Annotated in this window: 18 protein-coding genes and 2 tRNA genes; 15 read left to right on the top strand and 5 right to left on the bottom strand. The window is 64.4% G+C overall.

Annotated elements, in window-relative coordinates; translation table 11 throughout:
• Window positions 1-59 precede the first annotated feature (59 nt).
• Entirely contained in the window at window positions 60-548 is a 489-nt protein-coding gene (gene tadA, locus F0A17_RS10875; RefSeq protein WP_149328367.1) for a tRNA adenosine(34) deaminase TadA, read from the top strand.
• Window positions 549-568: 20 nt separating this feature from the next.
• Here the strand turns inward: tadA and mltF are convergent, their stop codons facing one another.
• The gene (gene mltF / locus F0A17_RS10870; RefSeq protein WP_149328793.1) at window positions 569-2,035 is read right to left on the bottom strand and encodes a membrane-bound lytic murein transglycosylase MltF; all 1,467 of its coding nucleotides are present in this window, start codon (window positions 2,033-2,035) and stop codon (window positions 569-571) included.
• A gap of 153 nt (window positions 2,036-2,188) precedes the next feature.
• Between mltF and purL the strand changes: the two genes are divergently transcribed.
• Window positions 2,189-6,151, top strand: coding sequence for a phosphoribosylformylglycinamidine synthase (gene purL, locus F0A17_RS10865; protein WP_149328366.1), 3,963 nt, complete (start codon window positions 2,189-2,191; stop codon window positions 6,149-6,151).
• A gap of 139 nt (window positions 6,152-6,290) precedes the next feature.
• Here purL and F0A17_RS10860 read toward each other — a convergent pair whose 3' ends face one another.
• Window positions 6,291-6,785 (bottom strand): hypothetical protein, encoded by a 495-nt coding sequence (locus tag F0A17_RS10860; protein ID WP_149328365.1) that lies wholly within the window; start codon window positions 6,783-6,785, stop codon window positions 6,291-6,293.
• A 519-nt stretch (window positions 6,786-7,304) separates the two neighbouring features.
• On the opposite strand from F0A17_RS10860, the gene F0A17_RS10855 reads away from it, so the two are divergent.
• Window positions 7,305-9,098 (top strand): DEAD/DEAH box helicase, encoded by a 1,794-nt coding sequence (locus tag F0A17_RS10855; RefSeq protein WP_149328364.1) that lies wholly within the window; start codon window positions 7,305-7,307, stop codon window positions 9,096-9,098.
• 69 nt (window positions 9,099-9,167) lie between these two features.
• Here the strand turns inward: F0A17_RS10855 and F0A17_RS10850 are convergent, their stop codons facing one another.
• A complete protein-coding gene (locus F0A17_RS10850; RefSeq protein ID WP_228716881.1) occupies window positions 9,168-9,707 on the bottom strand; it encodes a bactofilin family protein in 540 nt (179 codons plus the stop codon).
• A 236-nt stretch (window positions 9,708-9,943) separates the two neighbouring features.
• On the opposite strand from F0A17_RS10850, the gene F0A17_RS10845 reads away from it, so the two are divergent.
• The 7 genes from F0A17_RS10845 (at window position 9,944) to nadA (ending at window position 14,789) form a co-directional block, all read left to right on the top strand.
• Window positions 9,944-10,480: a bactofilin family protein gene (locus tag F0A17_RS10845; RefSeq protein WP_149328363.1), complete on the top strand. Its 537-nt coding sequence runs from the start codon at window positions 9,944-9,946 to the stop codon at window positions 10,478-10,480.
• Window positions 10,481-10,573: 93 nt separating this feature from the next.
• A complete protein-coding gene (locus tag F0A17_RS10840) occupies window positions 10,574-11,524 on the top strand; it encodes a segregation and condensation protein A (protein ID WP_228716880.1) in 951 nt (316 codons plus the stop codon).
• On the top strand, window positions 11,521-12,426 hold the full coding sequence (gene scpB / locus F0A17_RS10835; RefSeq protein WP_149328362.1) for an SMC-Scp complex subunit ScpB: 906 nt from the start codon (window positions 11,521-11,523) through the stop codon (window positions 12,424-12,426). The genes F0A17_RS10840 and scpB overlap by 4 nt, the downstream gene beginning before the upstream one ends.
• Window positions 12,423-13,280, top strand: a complete 858-nt coding sequence (gene rluB / locus F0A17_RS10830; protein ID WP_149328361.1) for a 23S rRNA pseudouridine(2605) synthase RluB — start codon at window positions 12,423-12,425, stop codon at window positions 13,278-13,280. Before scpB ends, rluB begins: the two co-directional genes overlap by 4 nt.
• Window positions 13,281-13,358: 78 nt before the next feature.
• Window positions 13,359-13,434 (top strand) — tRNA-Lys (locus F0A17_RS10825).
• A 16-nt stretch (window positions 13,435-13,450) separates the two neighbouring features.
• Window positions 13,451-13,526 (top strand) — tRNA-Lys (locus tag F0A17_RS10820).
• Window positions 13,527-13,760: 234 nt separating this feature from the next.
• Window positions 13,761-14,789: a quinolinate synthase NadA gene (gene nadA / locus F0A17_RS10815; RefSeq protein ID WP_149328360.1), complete on the top strand. Its 1,029-nt coding sequence runs from the start codon at window positions 13,761-13,763 to the stop codon at window positions 14,787-14,789.
• Between the two features lie 115 nt (window positions 14,790-14,904).
• Here the strand turns inward: nadA and F0A17_RS10810 are convergent, their stop codons facing one another.
• On the bottom strand, window positions 14,905-16,368 hold the full coding sequence (locus tag F0A17_RS10810; RefSeq protein ID WP_149328359.1) for a M48 family metalloprotease: 1,464 nt from the start codon (window positions 16,366-16,368) through the stop codon (window positions 14,905-14,907).
• Between the two features lie 141 nt (window positions 16,369-16,509).
• On the opposite strand from F0A17_RS10810, the gene F0A17_RS10805 reads away from it, so the two are divergent.
• Together F0A17_RS10805 and F0A17_RS10800 are read left to right on the top strand one after the other, a co-directional pair.
• On the top strand, window positions 16,510-16,758 hold the full coding sequence (locus F0A17_RS10805; protein WP_149328358.1) for a sulfurtransferase TusA family protein: 249 nt from the start codon (window positions 16,510-16,512) through the stop codon (window positions 16,756-16,758).
• Window positions 16,755-17,864 carry an AI-2E family transporter gene (locus F0A17_RS10800; protein ID WP_149328357.1) on the top strand — a complete coding sequence of 370 codons (1,110 nt, stop codon included), beginning with the start codon at window positions 16,755-16,757 and terminating at the stop codon, window positions 17,862-17,864. The genes F0A17_RS10805 and F0A17_RS10800 overlap by 4 nt, the downstream gene beginning before the upstream one ends.
• Before the next feature lie 34 nt (window positions 17,865-17,898).
• On the opposite strand, the gene F0A17_RS10795 is transcribed toward F0A17_RS10800, so the two are convergent.
• Window positions 17,899-18,375 carry a peroxiredoxin gene (locus tag F0A17_RS10795; RefSeq protein ID WP_149328356.1) on the bottom strand — a complete coding sequence of 159 codons (477 nt, stop codon included), beginning with the start codon at window positions 18,373-18,375 and terminating at the stop codon, window positions 17,899-17,901.
• A gap of 228 nt (window positions 18,376-18,603) precedes the next feature.
• Here F0A17_RS10795 and dapA point away from each other — a divergent pair, with 228 nt between their 5' ends.
• The 3 genes from dapA to F0A17_RS10780 are packed head-to-tail and all read left to right on the top strand — an operon-like array spanning window position 18,604 to window position 21,319.
• Window positions 18,604-19,488 (top strand): 4-hydroxy-tetrahydrodipicolinate synthase, encoded by an 885-nt coding sequence (gene dapA / locus F0A17_RS10790; RefSeq protein ID WP_149328355.1) that lies wholly within the window; start codon window positions 18,604-18,606, stop codon window positions 19,486-19,488.
• A 50-nt stretch (window positions 19,489-19,538) separates the two neighbouring features.
• A complete protein-coding gene (locus F0A17_RS10785) occupies window positions 19,539-20,507 on the top strand; it encodes an outer membrane protein assembly factor BamC (protein WP_228716879.1) in 969 nt (322 codons plus the stop codon).
• Window positions 20,507-21,319, top strand: coding sequence for an MBL fold metallo-hydrolase (locus F0A17_RS10780; protein ID WP_228716878.1), 813 nt, complete (start codon window positions 20,507-20,509; stop codon window positions 21,317-21,319). Before F0A17_RS10785 ends, F0A17_RS10780 begins: the two co-directional genes overlap by 1 nt.
• Window positions 21,320-21,351 lie beyond the last annotated feature (32 nt).

The raw sequence follows: 21,351 nt of genomic DNA, 5'->3' as shown, positions 1-21,351 counted from the left end.
CTTCCTCAGGGGCGACTCATACGGTTGTTTCAGGCATCAGCATAACGGAGTCCTGGCCGATGCGCAGTGACGAATTCTACATGCACCGGGCGCTGGACCAGGCGCACGAAGGTTTGGCGGCCGGTGAAGTGCCGGTGGGGGCGGTCGTGGTGGATGCGACGGGGGAGATCGTCGGGGCGGGCTTCAACGCGCCGATCTCGCGCCATGATCCCAGCGCCCATGCCGAGGTGCGCGCGCTGCGCGCTGCCGCCGCTCGCCTGGGCAACTATCGCCTCGATGGCTGCACCCTCTATGTCACGCTCGAGCCTTGCCTCATGTGTACCGGTGCGATCATCCATGCTCGCATCGCTCGCGTGGTCTACGGTGCTGCCGAGCCGCGTACCGGCATGGTGGAGTCGAAAGCCAACCTGTTCGCCCAGCCATGGCACCACCACCGGGTGATCGTTCAGGGAGGCGTGCTCGCGGTGCGGGCATCACGACTGCTCAAGACGTTCTTCGAGGCTCGCCGGGATAGCAGCGACAAGACGGTCGAACCTCGCTGTCGCTAGTTCTCCGCGCCCGAGTGGCGCTAGAGAATGGGGGCGACGATATCGAAGAACGGAGGGGCGGCGGCCTCGTCCGATCCCGGTTCGGCGAGCTGAAGGAACTGCTGCTGGCTGCGGTCGACGTAGGTCAGTATCTCGTAATAACGGCGGATGTTGCGCACGTAGATGACCGGTTCGCCGCCGCGGGCATAGCCGTGGCGGGTCTTGCTATGCCATTCCTGCTGCTGCAGCAGCGGCAGGGCTTCGCGCACGTCGGCCCAACGATCGGGATCGTCGCCGAGCTCCTCGGCAATCTTGCGCGCATCGTACAGGTGTCCAAGCCCGACGTTATAGGCGGCCATGGCCATGTAAAGCCGGTCCTCTCCCCGGATCGACCCGGGCAACCGATCCATCAACTGGCGCAAATAGAGCGCCCCGCCGTTGACGCTCTCGGCCGGATCGAGACGATCGTTCACGCCGAGCTCCTTGGCGGTGGGCAGGGTCAACATCATCAATCCTCTTACCCCGGTGGGCGAGGTGGCCTGCGGATCCCAATGCGACTCCTGGTAGCTCAGCGCCGCCAGCAGCTTCCAATCGAAGCCGGTGTTGCGCGCCGCCTCGCGAAAGAGTTCGGTATAGGTGGGCAGCCGTTCGCTGAGATGACCGATGAAAACGCGTGCGCCGACGTATTCCAGGTAATCGTCGTGACCGAAATGGCGGGAGATCAGCCGATCGAGCTCTCCCTCGCGTTGCAGCCCGTCAAGGAAGCGGTTGGCTTCCTGCTGCAACCCCAGGCCACCACGAGCGGGAAAGGCCCAGGCCATGGAGAGCGGCTTGCCGAGGAGAAAGCCACGCTCGACGCCGGGAAAGAAAATGCGGTTGATGCGAAACTGGTGGTCGTAGACCACTGCCGCGTCCAGCCGGCCATCCTCTACCCGGCTGAGCAGCTCGGCGACCTCCAGCTCCGATGTCTCGCGCCAGCCCAGCTCGGGATGTTCCGCCTGCAATTCGCGCAGTACACGATCAGTGCCGGAACCGCTGATGGTGCCGATCGAGAGACCGGCGAGCGACTCCGGCTCGCTGACCGGCCGCAGGCCGCGACGATAGACCAGCACCGGTTGCAATTCCAGAATGGGCCGGCTGAAGAGCAGCCCCTGTTGAGTCGGGTCGAGCGGCAGGGCGGCGGCGCCCAGATCGCCTTCCTCGCGCACGGCGCTCAGGACGCTGTCGGCATTGTGCCGGGCATCCAGCGACAGGCTCACGCCGAGATGGTCGGCGAAGCGGCGCATCAGCTCGTACTCGAAGCCGGTGGGGCCGTGACGGCCTTCATAATAGGTCGTGGGCGTGTTGCGCGTATGGATGTTGATGAAATCGCGCTCGCGCACCGTCTCCAGCACGCCGTCGGATGGACTGTGATGGCGAAAGGGAAACAGGCACAACACGCTTCCCAGCAACAGCAGGGCAGCGAGACGCAAGCGGCTCGGTGGAAGACGACTCGAAGATACAGGCATCTGGACGATGATCGGCGATGAGGGTGCCACCATAACGGCCCGAGCGGCGACTGTCATCCGCCGCATTTCGTCCCACCCTCCGTTTCCAGTATCATAGCGGCTTTCTTCGCCGCCCTGCGGCCCTTCCTCCGCTTGCTTCAGAGGCTTCAAGACATGCTCGAACTTCGAGGCGCGCCTGCCCTTTCCGCTTTCCGTCACGACAAGCTGCTGGCTGCCTTGCGCGCACGGGTTCCCGAGGTCGAGTCCCTGCACGCCGCCTATGTGCATTTCGTGGATCATGACGGTGAACTGACCGAAGACGAGCGGGGCGTGCTCGACCAACTGCTCGATTACGGGGCCAGACGCGAGGACGAGGCTCCGCAGGGGGACGCGGGCGCCGAGGGTCAGCTGTGTTTGGTGGTGCCGCGCATCGGCACGCAGTCGCCGTGGTCGTCCAAGGCCACCGATATCGCCCACAACTGCGGCCTGGGCCGGATACGGCGCATCGAGCGCGGCATCGCCTACCGGGTAGTGCTCAAGGCGCCGATGTCGGAAACGGCCTTCACCGCGATCCTGCATGTCCTGCACGACCGCATGACCGAGACCGTGCTTACCGATGCCTCCGATGCGGCTCGGCTATTCGCCCATCATGAACCGGCACCGCTGGGGCAGGTGGCTATCCTGGAGGGGGGCCGGGAGGCGCTGGAGCAGGCCAACGTCGGCCTGGGGCTGGCGCTGGCCGACGACGAGATCGATTATCTGGTCGACGCCTTTCGCGATCTGGGCCGCAATCCCACCGACGTCGAACTGATGATGTTCGCCCAGGCCAACTCGGAACACTGCCGGCACAAGATTTTTAACGCCGACTGGGTGATCGACGGCAAGGCGCAGAGCCACTCGTTGTTCAAGATGATCAAGAACACCTACCAGGCGTCGCCCGATGGCATCCTATCCGCCTACAGCGACAATGCCGCGGTGATCGAAGGCAGCGAAGCGGGGCGTTTCTTCGCTGCACCGCTGACCGGCAAGGCCGCCGAGCGTGCCGTCTACGGCGTGCATCGCGAGCCGGTCCATATCCTGATGAAAGTGGAGACCCATAACCATCCGACGGCCATCGCTCCCTATCCGGGGGCGGCCACCGGCGCCGGCGGCGAGATCCGCGACGAGGGCGCCACCGGCATCGGTGGCAAGCCCAAGGCCGGCCTGACCGGTTTCACCGTCTCCAACCTGCGCATTCCCGAGTTCGTCCAACCCTGGGAGGCGTTCGACTACGGCAAGCCCGAACGCATGCAGTCGGCACTGGATATCATGCTGGAAGGCCCCATCGGGGGCGCCTCCTTCAACAACGAATTCGGCCGTCCCAATCTCACCGGCTACTTCCGCACCTACGAGCAGGACACGCTGGGCGTGGGGGGCATCGAGCGCCGCGGCTACCACAAGCCGGTCATGATCGCCGGCGGCTATGGCAACATTCGCGAAAGGCACGTTGCCAAGGGCGAGATTCCCGTCGGCGGCAAGCTGATCGTGATGGGCGGGCCGGCCATGCTGATCGGCCTGGGCGGCGGTGCAGCCTCGTCAATGGCATCCGGTGTCTCCAGCGCCGACCTCGACTTCGCCTCGGTGCAGCGCGAAAACGCCGAGATCGAGCGGCGCGCCCAGGAGGTGATCGACCGCTGCTGGGCGTTGGGCGACGCCAACCCCATCCGCTTCATTCACGACGTCGGTGCCGGCGGGCTCTCCAATGCCCTGCCGGAGCTGGTCAAGGACGGCCAGCGCGGGGGCCGCTTCGAGCTGCGTGCGGTGCCCAACGCCGAGCCGGGCATGAGCCCGCTGGAGATCTGGTGCAACGAGGCTCAGGAGCGTTACGTGCTGGCGGTAGCGCCGGAGGATCTCGACACCTTCGCTGCGCTGTGCATGCGCGAACGCTGTCCTTATGCCGTGGTCGGCGAAGCCATCGAGGCGCATCACCTGGAAGTGCGTGACGGGCACTTCGAGGCTCAGTCCATCGCCACGAAGCCGGTCGACCTGCCCATGAGCGTGCTGTTCGGCAAGCCGCCGAAAATGCGGCGCGAATTCGAGCGCGAGAGCCTCGAACTACCGGGGGTGATGCTCGACAACCTCGACCTGCGCGAAGCCATGGAGCGTGTGCTTCGCCTGCCCACGGTGGCGTCCAAGAGCTTCCTGATCACCATCGGCGACCGCTCCATAACCGGCATGGTGGCCCGCGACCAGATGGTCGGCCCATGGCAGGTGCCGGTGGCCGATGTCGCGGTGACCACGGCGAGCTACGACACCTGCGCCGGCGAGGCCATGGCCATGGGCGAGCGCCCCCCGGTGGCGCTGATCGACTCGTCCGCCAGTGCCCGCCTGGCGGTGGCCGAAACCATTACCAATCTGGCCGCCGCTCCCATCGCCAAGCTCGGCGACATCAAACTCTCTGCGAATTGGATGAGTGCCGCCGATCACGTGGGCGAGAACCAGGCACTGTACGACGCCGTCCACGCGGTGGGCATGGAGCTCTGTCCGCAGCTCGGCATTGCCATTCCGGTGGGCAAGGACTCCATGTCGATGCGTACCGCCTGGCAGGTCGGCGACGGTGAGGACGCCGAGGAAAAGAGCATGACGTCACCGCTCACACTGGTGGTCACCGGCTTTGCGCCGGTCACCGATGCGCTGCGCACCCTGACGCCGGAGATCAACCTGGAGCAGGACGAGAGCGACCTGATCCTGATCGACCTGGGCGGCGGCAGGAACCGCCTGGGCGGCTCGGCGCTGGCGCAGGTCTACGGCCAGCTCGGCAATGAGTGTCCTGACCTCGACGATCCGGAGGATCTCAAGGCGTTCTTCGCCGTGATCCAGGGACTCAACGCCGATGGCAAGCTGCTGGCCTACCACGACCGCAGCGACGGCGGCCTGCTGGTCACACTGTTGGAGATGGCCTTTGCCGCGCATGCCGGCCTCGAGATCAAGCTCGATTGGCTGATCGACGAGCCCACCCAGGCGGTGGATGCCCTGTTCGCCGAGGAGCTCGGGGCGGTAATCCAGGTCAATCGCCGGCATACCGAGGAAGTGCTGGCGCAGTTCGCCGCAGCCGGCATCGAGACCTGCGGTGTGATCGCTCGTCCGCGCTACGACGATCAGGTGCGAGTGACCCTGTTCGAGGAGCCGCTGCTCGAGACCACCCGGCTGCTGGCCCAGCGCACCTGGACCGAGACCAGCTATCGCATGCAGTCCCTGCGCGACAACCCCGAGTGCGCCAAGAACGAATTCGACGGCCTGCTCGACGGTCGCGACCCGGGACTCTCGGCTACCCCTACCTTTGACGTCGACGAGGACATCGCCGCGCCATTCGTCAGCGTGGCGCGCCCGGCGGTGGCGATCCTGCGCGAGCAAGGCGTCAACGGTCAGTTGGAGATGGCCTGGGCCTTCGACCACGCCGGTTTCGAGGCGGTGGACGTGCACATGAGCGACATTCTTGAGGGACGCATCGATCTCGAGAGCTTCAAGGGGCTGGTGGCTTGCGGTGGCTTCTCCTATGGCGACGTGTTGGGCGCCGGCGGTGGCTGGGCCAAGTCGGTACGGTTCAACGCTCGGGCGCGGGAACAGTTCGCCGCGTTCTTCGCCCGCAGCGACAGCTTCGCGCTGGGTGTCTGCAATGGCTGCCAGATGTTCTCCCAGCTCAAGGAGATGATTCCCGGCGCCGAGAACTGGCCGCGCTTCGTGCGCAACGAGTCCGAGCAGTTCGAAGCCAGGGTATCCATGGTACAAGTGGAGAAGAGCCCCTCGATCCTGCTGGCCGGCATGGAGGGCTCGCGCCTGCCGATCGCCGTGGCCCACGGTGAGGGGCGCGCCGAGTTCCGCGACAGCGCGCACCTGCGCAGCATGCAGGGAAGCGCCCAGGTAGCGCTGCGTTACATCGACAATTACGGTCAGGTGACCACCCAATACCCGGCCAATCCCAATGGCTCGCCCTCGGGCATTACCGGCCTGACCACACCGGATGGCCGCGTTACCATCATGATGCCTCACCCGGAGCGGGTGGTACGCGCGGTGACCCACTCCTGGCGGCCGGCCGATTGGACCCGTGACGGCGCCTGGATGCGCCTGTTCCGCAACGCCCGGGTCTGGTTGGGTTGAGCACGAGTGACGAAGACGAAGAAGCGGCCTGCGGGCCGCCTCTTCGTTGATAGGTTGCGTTGGGTACGCCGCGTGGATTCGTTGCGTGGTATTTCTTCGAGGCGTGCCCGGCTAGCCATTCGACAGGCAATGCCGGTTCCTAGGCGCGCATTCCTTCCCGCTCGGCGTCGTCGCGGGTGGCCAGGAAGCTCTCCAGGACGGCGTGTTCCGCCTGCTTCTGCTTGATGATGGCGGTCATCACCGGGAACAGGGAAGGTATGGCGCTAGCCTCGCGAAGGTGCTTGTGGAAGCGCAGCGAATAGTCGGCGTCTTGGACGGCCTGGCGCAGTGTATCCTGCGCCATGGCCGGATCACTGACGAAAGCGTGGGGGATGGCGGAACTCGATGAACCCTGTGCCATGGCGGAGTCGGTCAGCCCCAGTTGGTGCGAGACACGACGCAATTCATCGATGCGCATCTCGCACTGAATCCCGAGGGAGGCCATCAGGCGGCTGATGGCAGTATCGTAGGGCAGGAAGCTGAAAGCGAGTCGTCGATAGCGTGTCAGTTCGGCTCGTTCATGAGCCTCTGCCAACGTCAACAGCTCATCGAGCACCAGCACCAATCTGGCAATTTTTGTTGGTATTTCCGGCATGGCGGTGTCCTCTTTGACGGAGCGAAGCGTCAATGCTTCCCTTCGGGCGCATCCTGTCCCGACGGTGCCTCCAGTTCACTTGATCTTCATCAAGAATCGCGAAATTTCAGCGCGAATTCCCAGCAAATCCATTCACAGGTATGACGAAAACCAATCCCACCGACACCCCATTGCCCAATCGTGGCTTAGGCCTTCGTCTGACACGGCTCTGAATGCACACTATAGACGAGACGTGCGGAATCTACCTGTTCTACGATAAAACATGAGTTTGAATAAGCCGTTGAAAAGCGACTTTTCCCCCTAGATTCAAGAGCCAACGGCGTGGAAAAATTTCATGTCCGGGGACGCTGAGCGCCAGTGACGAGGATTCGGCCGGCGAGGTCGCCCCGAGCCGGCTCAGGAGACCAATGGCCTGGACTGGCAATCGTTCGCTGTGCCTCTTTTCCCACTCCCGACGGGCCCTGACGCAGGGCGCGGCGACGGGTAAGATGACTTACCGTAATCCTGTTCGGCCGTTTCATGCCCTTGCCAACCGCATCTGTCCACAGCGCCCATCCGCCGCCGACCCTTCGCCTCTACCAGCGTGAGGCGGTCGAGCGCGTGGTCGCGCATTTCCGCGGCTCTGACGAGCCGGCGGTAGTCGTGTTGCCGACCGGCAGCGGCAAGTCGCTGGTGATCGCCGAGCTGGCACGCCTGGCACGGGGAAGAGTGCTGGTATTGGCTCATGTGCGTGAATTGGTCGAGCAGAACCATGCCAAGTACCTGGCCTACGGCCTCGAGGCGGACATCTTCAGCGCCGGGCTGGGGCGCAAGGAGGCCGCGCGCCAAGTGGTGTTCGGCTCGGTGCAATCGGTAGTCCGCCATCTCGATCGCTTCGATGACGGTACCTTTACCCTGCTGATCATCGACGAGTGCCACCGGGTTTCGCCCGAGGAGGACTCGACCTATCACCGGGTCATCGACCACTTCAAGCGGCACAACTCACGTCTCAAGGTGCTGGGGCTTACCGCCACACCCTATCGCCTGGGGCAGGGTTTTATCTATCACCGCCACCACCACGGCATGGTGCGCGGCGGGGACGATTGCTTCTTTCGCGACTGCGTGTTCGAGCAGCCGCTACGGCTGATGGTCAAGCAGGGTTACCTGGCGCGTCCGGTGCGCATCGATGTCGCTGTCGAGCGCTACGACTTCTCGGCGCTGCGGCCGGCGTCCAGCGGTCTGTTCCGAGAGGAGGAGCTCAACCGTGTGGTGGCGGGTAACCGTGCGACGCCGGGCATCGTCGCCGAGATCGTCGAGCGCGCCCGTGATCGCCGGGGCGTGATGCTGTTTGCCGCCAGTGTCGCCCATGCCGAGGAGGTCCTGGGCTATCTGCCGTCCGGGCAGTCGGCCTTGGTGACGGGCGAGACGTCCCTGTCCGAGCGCGAGCGCATGATCGCCGATTTCAAGGCGGGCGAACTCAAGTACCTGGTCAACGTCGCGGTGCTTACCACCGGCTTCGATGCGCCCCACGTGGATCTGATCGCGATCCTGAGGCCCACCGAGTCGGTGAGCCTGTATCAGCAGATTGTCGGTCGCGGGCTGCGGCTCGCGCCGGGCAAGGACGATTGCCTGGTTCTCGATTATGCGGGCAACCCCTGGGATCTCTATGCGCCGGAAGTGGGCAGCCCCAAACCGGCAACGGATACCGAACCGGTGCAGGTCGAATGTCCCGCTTGCGGCCACGCCAACCTGTTCTGGGGGCGTAAGGCGGGAGAGATCGTCATTGAGCACTTCGGTCGGCGCTGCCAAGGGCTCATCGAGGAGGTATCGGGCAAGCGCAGCCAGTGCGAGTTTCGTTTCCGCTTCAAGGTATGCGAGCAGTGCGGGGCCGAGAACGACATCGCCGCGCGGCGCTGCCACGGCTGCGAGACCCTGCTGGTCGACGCCGACGACAAACTCAAGGAGGCGCTGCGTCTCAAGGATGCCAGGGTGCTTCGGGTGGCCGGCATGCAGCTCGACGCTACCGTCAACGGCCGCGGCCTGCCGCGACTCAAGGTGACCTACCACGACGAGGACGGTACGACGCTGGCCGAATGGTTCGCCCTGGAGACGGCGGCCCAGCGTGCCGCCTTCGGAGCCGTGTTCCTGCGCGATCACCTGCGCGCCCCCGGGGCGCGCTGGCAGCCAATGAGCGCGGAAGAGGTGATCGCCGAGCGCCGGCGCCTGCGCCATCCCGACTTCGTGGTGGGGCGCAAGGTGGGCCGTCACTGGCAAGTGCGCGAGAAGTTGTTCGATTACACCGGGCGCTATCGTCAGGCCGAAGCGGCGGAGTGAGGGGCGATCCGTTTGCCGCCAAGCGTCGGTTAGGACGCTCGCTCGGCCTGCCGGTATCGCATCATGACTTCATGGCGCGGGCGTTGCATCGGGCGCGTCGGCGTCGCTGTCGTCGCAATCAGGCGAGGCGAGCGTCTGGCCGCGGTCGGCAATTCCGCTGAAAGCATTCTTGAGGGTGTCGCTGTCGGGATCCATGTCGATAGCGCCATGGAAAGTGCTGCCGTCCTCGAGCATCAGGCATGGCGTGACGAGCGTCCCCCTGACATTGGCGCCCATGTGGATCGTGGCGCGATGCGATGCCACGAGGTTGCCCTCGACCTCGCCAGAGACATGCAGGGTGTGAGCATATACGTCACCTATGATCTGGCCGCTAGTCCCCAGGGTGACGGTATGCTGTTTGCAGGTGATCGTTCCCTTGACGTGTCCCTCCACGGTCAGATCCTCGTCGGCCTCGATGTCTCCCTGCACTCGGGTATGAGTGCCGATCACCGAAGCACCGGGCTGTGTCACGGCGGCCATCTCCTGTCGCGGCGATGGGGCCCGGCTGGTATCCGTTGCGACGCTTGTCGCCGTTGCTTCCGGCTCACGCTGCTTTGCCTTGTGGAACATGCAGGCCTCCTGACAGTAAGGGTCTTGACGCCCCGCGCTGTACTTGGACGGTCCTCGTCTATCGGGCACCGAACCTTTTCGGAAGGGCAGGTCGTCGTATCGACGTTCAGCCAAACAGCCTAGCTTGCTTCCAGTGGTGCCAAAGCGCGGAGCTGTGCGGGATCCGGTGCCCTATTCTCGTCACTGTGCTCGGGATTGGGCGCCTATAAGGGACACGCAGAGCATGGAGAAGGAAAATGGGTATTCAGACTTGGCTTATCTTTCTTGGCGTGGTTGCCATGACCTTGATCATCTGGGATGGGGGACGGCGCAAGAGGAAAAGTCGCGCCGCGGGTTCCGCTACGCCGGGGAGCGGTGCATCAGCTTGCATCGCCCGGCAGGGCCTATTGCCGGTCGCGGCGATGAATGAACCGGTTAACGGGACGGAAAGCGCCGGGGCGAAATCCGTTGCCCGGAGTGGCGCCGAGGGGAGTCGTATCGGTGTGGCTACGCGAGTGTCGGGCAAGCTCATTGCCGATGAGCCGGTAATGATCAAGGGCGTCATAGAAGGATCCGTTGTCGCCAAGGACCATCACGTCAGGGTGACGATGAGCGGAAGGGTGGCATCGTATCTTGAGGGGCGCGAAATCAGCGTCGATGGACAAGTGGCGGGAAGACTCAAGGCGGGGGACAAGGTCACGCTGCGGTCGCGGGCTCGTGTACGGGGCGTCATCGAGGCCAAGCGCCTGGAATGTCTTGCCGGCGCAAGTCTTCAGGGAGAGGTTGCCGGGTGACGGCGGGTTGAGCCGGACTTACTCTCTGCCTCGTGCTCTTGGTAGACTGCGTGATCGATCTTCAGACAAGTCCGGCCGGGAGGCCGCCCCCGCGTGAGCGAGATGCCCCATACGGCTGCTCCCGAGCAGCACGCTACGCATGACACCGCCGCCCGGACGGAGGCGCTCGCCAGGCTTTTCGACGAGCCTATCACCGAGCTACCCGAGGATCTCTACATCCCGCCGGAGGCGCTGCGGGTATTCCTCGAGGCTTTCGAGGGGCCGCTCGATCTGCTTCTGTACCTGATTCGACGTCAGAACCTGGATATTCTCGCCATCGATGTGGCGGCCATTACCCGGCAATATATCGAATACGTCGAACTGATGAAGGCAATGGAAATCGAGCTGGCCGGTGAGTACCTGTTGATGGCTGCCATGCTGGCCGAGATCAAGTCGCGCACCTTGCTGCCGCGCCCGCCGAAGGAGGCGGGTGACGAAGAGGAAGAGGACCCTCGCACCGAGCTGATCCGTCGCCTGCAGGAGTATGAGCAACTCAAGAGTGCCGCCGAAGCGTTGGCGGAACTTCCCCGGGTGGGGCGTGACTGGTTCCCGGCACGTGCGGCGCTGCCGCCGCTCCAGGCGCGGGTGATTCATCCTGAAGTGGAACTCGACGAACTGCTCGGGGCGCTGGCCGGCATCCTGCGTCGGGCCGAGCTCAACCAGGCTCACCAGGTGGGGCGCGAAGTGCTCTCGACCCGTGAGCGCATGCTGGCGATCATGGAACGGCTCCACCACGAGCACTATACGCCGTTCGAGGCGCTGTTCACTCTGGAAGAAGGGCGTGCCGGGGTGATCGTCACGTTCATGGCCATCCTCGAGCTGGCCAAGGAGGCGATGATCGAGATCGTGCAGAACGCGCCGCTCTCGCCGATCCATGTGCGTGCCCGAACGCCGCGTGAGGCCCAGGAAGACGAAATGCGGGAAGGCGAAGAGTACGATATCGAAAGCCCCTTCGCCGAAGAAGCGGAGGAGGCGGGCCCGCCGCGGGGGGATGAACGAGCATGACCGCCATGGAACTGCCCGACAGCCTCGATGAGATCCTTGAGGCGGCGCTGCTGGCGGCGGCCGAACCGCTCTCTCTGGAGCGTCTTGAAGGCCTGTTCGACGATCATGAGCGGCCGCGTCGTCGCCACTTGCGCGAGGCGCTGGAGCGGGTCGCGACACGCCATGAGTGTGGCGCACTGGAACTGCTCGAGACCGCCTCGGGTTACCAGTTGCGCATTCGCTCGCGACTCTCGTCATGGGTTTCGCGGCTATGGGACGAGCGTCCGCAGCGCTATTCTCGCGCCCTGCTGGAGACCCTGGCGCTGATCGCTTATCGTCAACCGGTGACCCGGGGCGATATCGAGGAGGTTCGTGGCGTGGCGGTGAGCAGTTCGATCATGCGCACGCTGGCCGAACGGGGCTGGATTCGCGTGGTCGGGCACCGCGACGTGCCGGGCCGCCCTTCGGTCTATGCCACCACGCGTCAGTTCCTCGACGATTTTGGCCTGAAGACGTTGGATGAACTGCCGCCCATGCATGAACTCAAGGGCATGGCGGAACCGGTCTTCGAGGACGAGGCGCCACCGCCGACAAGTCGCCTGCTGGCCCAGGCCGACGAGGCGGGCGAAGAGAACGAAGAGAGGAACACCGAGGAACCCGGCGCCTCGACCGGGGGCGCGGGTGAGCAAAACGAGCCTGCGGCTGGAGATGAGGTGGCCGCGAAAGAGGGTAGGGAAGAGAGCGCTAGCGAGACGACGGCCGGGACGGCCGACGCGACACACGCCGGGAAGGCGTCCGACAGGCCAGGGCTGAGCTTCGCCGATCTCGAAGCGCGCCTGGCCGAACGTGCCCGCACCAGCGTCGACGATGACGGCGGAGCGGGGGCGGAATCCACCGATGATGAGAAACCCGACAACACATGACGAGCAATACCGAAAAACTGCAGAAGGTCCTGGCCCGTGCCGGACTGGGTTCGCGCCGCGAGATGGAAGCGGCCATCGAAGCCGGCCGCGTCAAGGTCAATGGCAAAGTCGCCACGCTCGGCGATCGCATCGAGATGCGCGACAAGGTGACCTTCGACGACCGCCCGGTGGCCCTGCGTGGGGCCGAGGAAACGCCGCGCCGCGTGATCATGTACAACAAGCCGGAAGGTGAGTTGTGCACGCGCAAGGACCCCGAAGGGCGGCGCACCGTATTCGAGCGCCTGCCGCGCCTGAGGGGCGAGCGCTGGATCGCCATTGGCCGGTTGGACATCAATACCAGCGGGCTTCTCCTGTTCACCACCGACGGCGAGCTGGCCAACCGGCTGATGCATCCTTCCACCCAGATCGAGCGTGAATACGCCGTGCGCGTGATGGGGGAAGTGCGCAAGGAACACGTGAAAGCCATGGTCGAGGGCGTGATGCTCGATGATGGTCCGGCGCGTTTCACCGACGTGCAGGAGTTCGGCGGCGAGGGCATCAATACCTGGTTTCATGTGGTGATCATGGAAGGGCGCAATCGCGAGGTGCGCCGGCTGTGGGAATCCCAAGGGCTCACCGTCAGTCGGCTCAAGCGGGTACGCTACGGCAATATCTTCCTCGATAAGCGGGCCAAGGCGGGGGAATGGGTGGAGCTTTCCCAGGACGAGATCGACGACCTGGCTCTTTCCGCCGGTCTGGCGCCGCGTAAGGTGCCCGAGTTGACCCCCAACGAGAAGAACCGCTGGAGCCGCGACAAGAACAAGCGTCGCCCGGTACAGGCGATGCGCAAGCCCAAGAATACCCAGGGGCGATAACGGAGCGTCATAGGCCGTGGGTCAAAAAAATCCTTGCCAGCCAAAGGTGCGATCAGTAATATCTGCACCCGTTCGGAAGGGTCGTTAGCTCAGTTGGTAGAGCAGTTGGCTTTTAACCAATTGGTCGTAGGTTCGAATCCTACACGACCCACCATTCCGGGCCTGTGCTCGGGTCGTTAGCTCAGTTGGTAGAGCAGTTGGCTTTTAACCAATTGGTCGTAGGTTCGAATCCTACACGACCCACCAGCTTCTGCGCCCCCGCCTCTTCGAGGCGGGGGCGTCTTGCGTTTGGGGCTGATGCCAACGTTGGCGAATCAGACGGGTATCCAAGGCCCCGTGCGTATGGTGTAAGATAATCCCACGGGCACGATGGCGAGAGACGCCGTCCGGCCCAAGGCGCATCGTCCGTGCGGAGCGCGCGAGCCGCGATGCACCCGGTACATGCAGGGGGAGCCCCTGCCAGTCGCAGTGGTAGACACGATGACGATCATGACTTCCCGAGTCGAGGTGCGAGAGCACCTGGCCCGCGCTTATTGCCCCACCCGCCTTCCTGCCCAGGACGAGGCTCGCATCGACGAGATCAAGCGCCTGCTCGAGGCCAACAATGCGGTGCTGGTGGCGCATTACTACACCGAAGACGCCATCCAGCAGTTGGCCGAGGAAACCGGCGGCTGCGTGGCCGACTCCCTCGAGATGGCCCGTTTCGGCGCTCGCCACGAGGCGGATACCCTGGTCGTGGCGGGGGTGCGCTTCATGGGCGAGACGGCCAAGATTCTATCTCCCGAGAAACGTGTGCTGATGCCGACGCTGGAAGCGACCTGTTCGCTCGATGTTGGCTGTCCCGCCGACGCGTTCAGTGCCTTTTGCGATCAGCACCCCGACCGTACCGTGGTGGTCTATGCCAACACCTCGGCGGCGGTGAAGGCGCGTGCCGACTGGGTGGTGACCTCTTCCATCGCGGTGGACGTCATCGAGTATCTGCAGGCCCGTGGGGAGAAGATTCTGTGGGCGCCGGACAAGCATCTCGGCGGCTATATTCAGCAGAAGACAGGCGCCGACATGCTGCTGTGGGACGGCGCGTGCATCGTGCACGAAGAATTCAAGGCCAAGGGTATCGAGGATCTAAAGGCGCTCTATCCTGACGCCGCCGTGCTGGTACATCCGGAGTCGCCCGCCTCGGTGGTGGAGCTCGCCGACGTGATTGGCTCGACTTCACAGCTGATCAGGGCGGCCAGAGAACTGCCCAACGACAAGCTGGTCGTTGCCACCGACCGCGGCATCTTCTTCAAGATGCAGCAGATGGTGCCCGAGAAGACACTGTTCGAGGCGCCCACTGCGGGGAATGGTGCCACCTGCCGCAGCTGCGCGCACTGCCCGTGGATGGCGATGAACGCGCTGGACAATCTGGCCGGCGCTCTGCGGGAGGGCAGCGGCGAGATCTTCGTCGACGCCGAGCTGCGTGCTCGCGCGCTCAAGCCGCTGGAGCGCATGCTCAACTTTCAGCGCTAGGCGTTGCTTAGCGCGGGAAGGTCGCCCGCTTCGTGGTTGTAAGCCTGAAGCTGGAAGACAGCCCTTGATGTCAGCGCTGGTCGCATGATGCAGCCTTCCAGCTTCCCGCTTTCAGCTACTGAAACTTCTCCATCGTTTCGCGATAGCCCACGAAATCCTCCCGCCGCTGCTCGATGCGTGCCGCGGCGTTGGTGGCTCCGCTCTGCTCCGCAACTCGGCGGGCCACGTCGAGCTGGCGGATGGCGCGGTCGATCTCGCCGGTGAGCTGCATGTGCTCGGCCCGGGCCAGATGTCCCCAAGCCTCGCGACCGCTGCGCCCGGCGGCTTCCGCCAGCAAGGTGAAAACCTGTGGATCCTCGGGGCGTCGATCGGCCAGCTCGCGCAGCAGGCGGTATGCTTCATCGGGGTCGCGCTGCAGCATCGCCTCGCCGAGCAGCTGGGTAGCGGGCACATAGCCCGGCATGAGCCGCAGCAGGCGCCGGCTGCGCTCGATGGCAACGTCGTAGCGTCCTGCATCGAAGGCGACTTCGGCCGCGCTGGCCGGGATCATGGCAAGATCGGGTAGCTCCCGGGCCAGCGTATCGAGCTCGTCGAGCGCGCTGTCGACCTGACCTCGCTCGGCGGCGATCAGGGCATCCAGGTAGCGCCTGGCCGCTTCCGGGGCGTCGTCTTGAGCCAGGCGCGTGGCGGCTTGCTGCGGGTCACGTTCGTGAACCGTCAGCAGCGCCCGCGCGCGGATCAGGTGATAGGTCGGATCGTCTTCGCGGGCCTGGGCGGGTTCGATCTGGGAGGCGCGCGATTCGGCGTCGCTGATACGCGATTCGGTAAGCGGGTGCGTGAGCAGGAACTCCGGCGGGTTGCCTCCCTGCAGGCTGACCTGACGCTGCATGGCGCGAAACATCCGTACCATGGCCTGTGGGTCATACCCGGCCTGCGCCATGGCTTGCAGCCCGATGCGGTCGGCTTCCTGCTCGAAGCGCCGCGAATAGGCCAGCTGATCCTGAATGAAAGCAGCCTGGGAGCCCATGGCGGCGGCGATGCCGGCATCGCCGCCGCCGCCGGCAGCGATTAGCATGCCGGCGAGCATGGCCGCCATGGCGGGCAGCTGGGTCTGCTCGGCGCGCGCCTGACCGCGCGCATAGTGGCGCTGTGACAGGTGGCCGAGTTCGTGCGCCAGTACCGAGGCGACGGCATCCTCTTCATCGGCGAAGGCGAACAGCCCGGCATTGACGCCGATCACGCCACCCGGCACGGCGAAGGCGTTCAGGGCGCGGCTATCCACCAGGGTCACCACCGTGCGCGTATCGGTGAGCTCGCTGTAAGGCATCAGTCGCGTCACCAGCGACTCGAGGTAATCCTGGGCAATGGCATCCTGCCAGAGAGGAGCCCGGGCGCGGAATTGGCGCAGCCAGGCACGTCCGAGGCGGAATTCTTCGCCGGTCACGGCCTGGCTGCTGCCGGTGAGGCTTGGCAGGCCATAGTCATCCACCGCGACGACGGGGGCGGGGACGACCAGCGCCAAGCTCAGGGTCAGCGCGATGGCGCCGCGGCTCAGATGGGTTCGTGGGTTGCGCAGCATGTGCTGTCTCTTCGAAGCGGCGTCGGTTATCCATCCGACATTGATTCGGCCTGCAAAGTGCCTTTAAATCTCAGGGGTTTCACCCTTTTGTGCAAGCACAAAGGGTCATCGCGGCAGTTCATTCTTTCTCCGGGGGACACCATGGCGCTGCAACCAGATGACGTGCTCGATGCCTGCGGCCTGCCTTGCCCGCTGCCGCTGCTCAAGGCCAAACAGGCGCTGGCCCGTCTGAGTGGCGGGCAGTTGCTTGAAATCAGGGCGACCGATGCCGGTTCCTGGCGGGATTTCGAAACCTTCGCCGAGAACAGCATTCACGAGCTGGTGGCGCGCGAGGAGCGCGGCGAGGTTTACCACTACTGGCTACGCAAGGGCGCGGAGCCCACCACATGACCCTACGCCAGGTATTCAAGGGCTGGATCGACCACTATTTCTCCGATGAAGAGGCGGTCATCCTACTGGTGCTGCTGGTGTTGGGGTTCGCCGCGGTGATCCTGTTCGGCCACATGCTGGCACCGTTTTTCACCGCTCTGGTGATTGCCTTCCTGCTGCAGGGAGCGGTCAATGCGTTGACGCGGCGGGGCGTGCCGCACCTGCTGGCGGTGATCATCGTTTTTCTCGCTTTCATCGGCGTCCTGCTGGCGTTGGCCTTCATCCTGATGCCCTTGATCTGGAATCAGCTCGTGGGGCTGGTTCAGGAGACGCCACGCATGTTCGCCAGCGGTCAGCGCTGGTTGGATGAGGTACAGGAGCGTTACCCCAATCTGGTGACACCCGACCAGGTCCAGGAGTGGATCGCCGTGGCCGGGCGCGAGTTCACCCAGTTCGGACAGCGTGCCCTGACCCTATCGCTGGCGTCGCTGGGCAATATTCTGGCGCTGATCATCTACCTGGTGCTGGTGCCGATCCTGGTCTTCTTCCTGCTCAAGGATCGTCAGCAACTCGTGGGGTTCACGCTTTCGCTTTTGCCACAGCAGCGCACCCTGATGACGCGCATCTGGCAGGAGATGGACGCTCAGATCGCCAACTACGTACGTGGCAAGTTCATCGAAATCTTCATCGTCGGCACGGTGTCGTTCTTCACCTTCGCCTTCTTCGGTCTGCCCTACTCGGCGCTGCTGGCGGTACTGGTGGGGTTCTCGGTGCTGGTGCCCTACATTGGCGCCGCGGTGGCCACGTTGCCGGTGGCGGCGGTGGCCGGCTTCCACTTCGGCATGTCCGAGCAGTTCCTCTACGTGCTGATCGCCTATGGCGTGATCCAGGCACTCGATGGCAACGTGCTGGTACCGATCCTGTTTTCGGAGGCGGTCAACCTGCATCCGGTATCGATCATCCTGGCGGTGCTGTTCTTTGGCGGCGTATGGGGCTTCTGGGGTATCTTCTTCGCCATCCCGCTGGCCACCCTGCTCAAGGCGTTAGTGTATGCCTGGCCGCGGGGGATTCGGCATTATCATGATTCGCGCGAGGTGATCGAGCTGGAGGAGCCGGCCGGCAAATAGGCAGGGCGCGTCTCTTGCCGGCCGGGTGACGGAATCAGCTGCCGGCGTGCAGTGCCTGGGCGGCCTGCAGCACTTCGTCGGCGTGCCCCTTCACCTTGACCCCGCGCCATTCGCGGACCAGCCTGCCTTCGGCGTCGATCAGGAAAGTGCTGCGCTCGATGCCGAGGTGCTCCTTGCCGTAGAGCTTCTTGAGCTTGATGACATCGAACAGCCGGCAAACCGTTTCGTCCTTGTCGGAGATCAGTTCGAAGTTGAAGCCTTGCTTGGCCTTGAAATTCTCCTGGGCGCGTATGCCGTCGCGGGAGACGCCCAGCACGGTCGTATTGACCGCATCGAAATCCGCCTTGCGATCGCGAAAGTCGCCTCCCTCGGTCGTGCAGCCGGGTGTGCTGGCCTTGGGATAGAAATAGACGACCACCTGGCGTCCCTTCAGGTCGGAGAGCGTAATCGTGTTGTCGCCGGTGGCGGGGGCGGTGAAGTCGGGTACGGGTTGGCCGATGACAAGCGTCATGGGGGCTCCTTTCGGTGATGGCCCATGTGGGACGGACGGGAAGGCCGGCGCGGAGGTGCCGGCTCGCGAGGCCCGATTACACGCAACCCGGTCCGAGCTGTCAAAGAGCTATCCGCCGTGCTGTACACGCTTGTGCCGCCTGAGTACCATTTACCCTTTGCATCGAGGGTGTGCTGGCGAGCGGCGCCCTGGTGCAGCAGAGCGGCTCATGCGTAGAGGAACGACAGGATGATCACTGGCAGTATCGTCGCCCTGGCGACGCCGATGAAGGCCAATGGCGACATCGACTGGGAGGCGTTGCGCCGCTTGGTGAATTTCCATCTGGACAACGGCACCGACGGCATCGTTGCGGCGGGCACCACCGGTGAGCCCACCACCATGTCGTTCGCCGAACACTTCGATGTGATTCGGGCCGTGGTGGAAGAGGTCGATGGACGCATTCCGGTAATCGCCGGTACCGGTGCCAACGCGACATCCGAAGCCGTGGAGCTGGCGCGCTATGCCAGCGAAGTGGGGGCCGACTACTGTCTATCGGTGTGTCCCTACTACAACAAGCCGACCCAGGAAGGCCTCTATCGTCACTTCAAGGCCGTGGCCGAAGGCAGCCGACTGCCGGTCATTCTCTACAACGTGCCCGGCCGCACCTGCGCCGACCTCTACAACGAGACCGTCATGCGCCTGGCCGAGGTCGACGGCATCGTCGGGCTCAAGGACGCCACCGGCAACCTGGAGCGCGCCGAGGACCTCATCGCTCGTCTCAAAGGTAGCGGCTTCATGCTCTACTCCGGCGATGACGGCACCGCCTGCGAGTTCATGCTGATGGGGGGCAACGGCGATATCTCGGTGACCGCCAACGTCGCTCCCAAGGCCATGCATGAACTTTGCGTTGCCGCGGTGGCGGCAGACGCCGACCGTGCTCATCAGATCAATACCCGACTGATGCCGCTGCATACCAACCTGGGGATCGAATCGAACCCGATCCCGGTCAAGTGGGCACTGCATCGCATGGGGCTGATCGAGCCGGGCATACGCCTGCCACTCACATGGCTGTCCGAGAAGTATCATGCGACGGTAGATGAGGCCCTGCAACTGGCCGGCGTCATCGAAGACTGACGCTCGCGGGTCGACCCCGAGGTCCCGATAACTGACTGCAAGGTGGAAGCATGAATTCTGCGCTGAAATGGATGCCGCTGGTGGCGGCCGTTGCCTTGGCCACCGCCGGCTGTGCCCGAGAAGGCTTCTATGACGATCGCAACATCGATTATGTGGAGGCCCAGCGCAGTGCGCCCCTGGTCCTGCCGGAGGGGCGCAACGAGCAGCGTTACCGGGACGCCATGCCGGTACCGGAAGCCAGCAGTGATCTGCATCGGAGCGACAAGCGCTTTCGCGCGCCGAGCCCCGAACGCCTGATGTCGGGCGGCGCGGAGCGTGATTTCGTCGAGCGGCGCGAGATCGGTAACGACCGCTGGCTGGTGGTGGGCGCCGATCCGAGCATGGTCTGGCCGCAGCTGCAGGATTTCGCCCGCGCTCGGGGATTGCAGGTACAAGCGAGCGACGATCGCCGTGGCGTGCTGGAAACCGCCCAAGGCCAACTGAGTGTCCGCCCCGGACTGCGTGCCGGCGACAGCGAGGTGCGTTGCGACCAGAATGGTCGCTCGGTGACAGCCTGCCTCGATGCGCTGGAGCAGCACTTCAGCGCTCGCACTGCCACGGCAAGCGCCGCTTCGCTGGCCGGCCAGCAGATCGCGAGCGAGGATCGCCTGCGCATCGAGCGGCTTCCCGACGGCGAGTGGGGCGTCATCATTCCGCTCGACATCGACCGCGTCTGGGCCGAGCTGAGCCATCAGCTCGAAGCCGACTTCACCGTGGAGGGGCGTCGCGAACTGCTCGAGCAGAACCCCGCACGGCATGACTTCCTGGTCGATTACATGACGCTCACCGAGCGCGACCGCAATCCGTTGCAAATCATCTTCAGCCCGGACGTTCGCCAGATGTCGCAGAACATCCGCCTGGTACTCGAATCCGAAGGGCCGCAGCGCACCGTACTGCGGGCCGTCAACGAAAGCGAGCGCGCCTTCTCCGACGAGGATGCACGCGATCTGCTCGAGCGGGTGTCGGGCCTGTTGCGCTGATGCATTTGCTGCAAACCGTCAAGACGGCATCGACCGCGGACATGGGCAAGCTCAATTTCGCCTCGCTGGGTAGCGGCAGCAAGGGCAACGCCACGCTGATCAGCGACGGCGAGACGCAAGTGTTGGTGGATTGCGGTTTCGGTCTGCGCGAGGCCGAACGTCGGCTGGCCAGGCTTGGCGTGCATCCGCGTCAGCTCGATGCGGTGCTGGTCACCCATGAACACGGCGATCACCTGCGCGGGGTAGGGCCGCTGGCCCGTCGCCACGGGATGCCGGTCTACCTCACCCCGGGCACCTGGCTCTCGGGGAGGCTTGGTGAGGTGCCGCAGCGACACTGGATCATCCCTCAGTCGCGCTTCGCCATCAGGAGCTTGGTGATCGATCCGATCACCGTGCCCCACGATGCTCGCGAGCCCGTCCAGTTCCGCTTCGAATCGCGTGATCGTCGCTTAGGGGTGTTGACCGACCTGGGGCACCCCACCGAGCACGTGATCGAAGCCTTCAGCGGCTGCGATGCCTTGATACTCGAATGCAACCACGACCGCTACATGCTCGAAATCGGGCCCTATCCACCACGGCTCAAGCGCCGCGTTGGCGGCAATTGGGGGCATCTGGCCAACGTCCAGGCGGCGGCGCTGCTCCAGCGCCTGGGCCTGGATCGCCTGCAGCGTATCGTCTGTTCGCACCTTTCGGAACACAACAACCGTCCCGAGCTTGCCCTTGAGGCCCTGTCGCCACTGCTCGACGGCGATGCGTCGCGCCTGATCGTCGCCGCCCAGGATCGCGGGCTGCACTGGCAGGCGATCAACTGAATTGCCACCCTTCAGGTCATGCCTTCATCCTT

It is taken from the genome of Billgrantia pellis, assembly GCF_008297955.1.
GTDB classification, from domain to species: Bacteria; Pseudomonadota; Gammaproteobacteria; order Pseudomonadales; family Halomonadaceae; genus Halomonas; species Halomonas pellis.
Note: the sequence above shows the minus strand (reverse complement) of the source record. Positions and strands in the feature narration are given on the sequence as shown.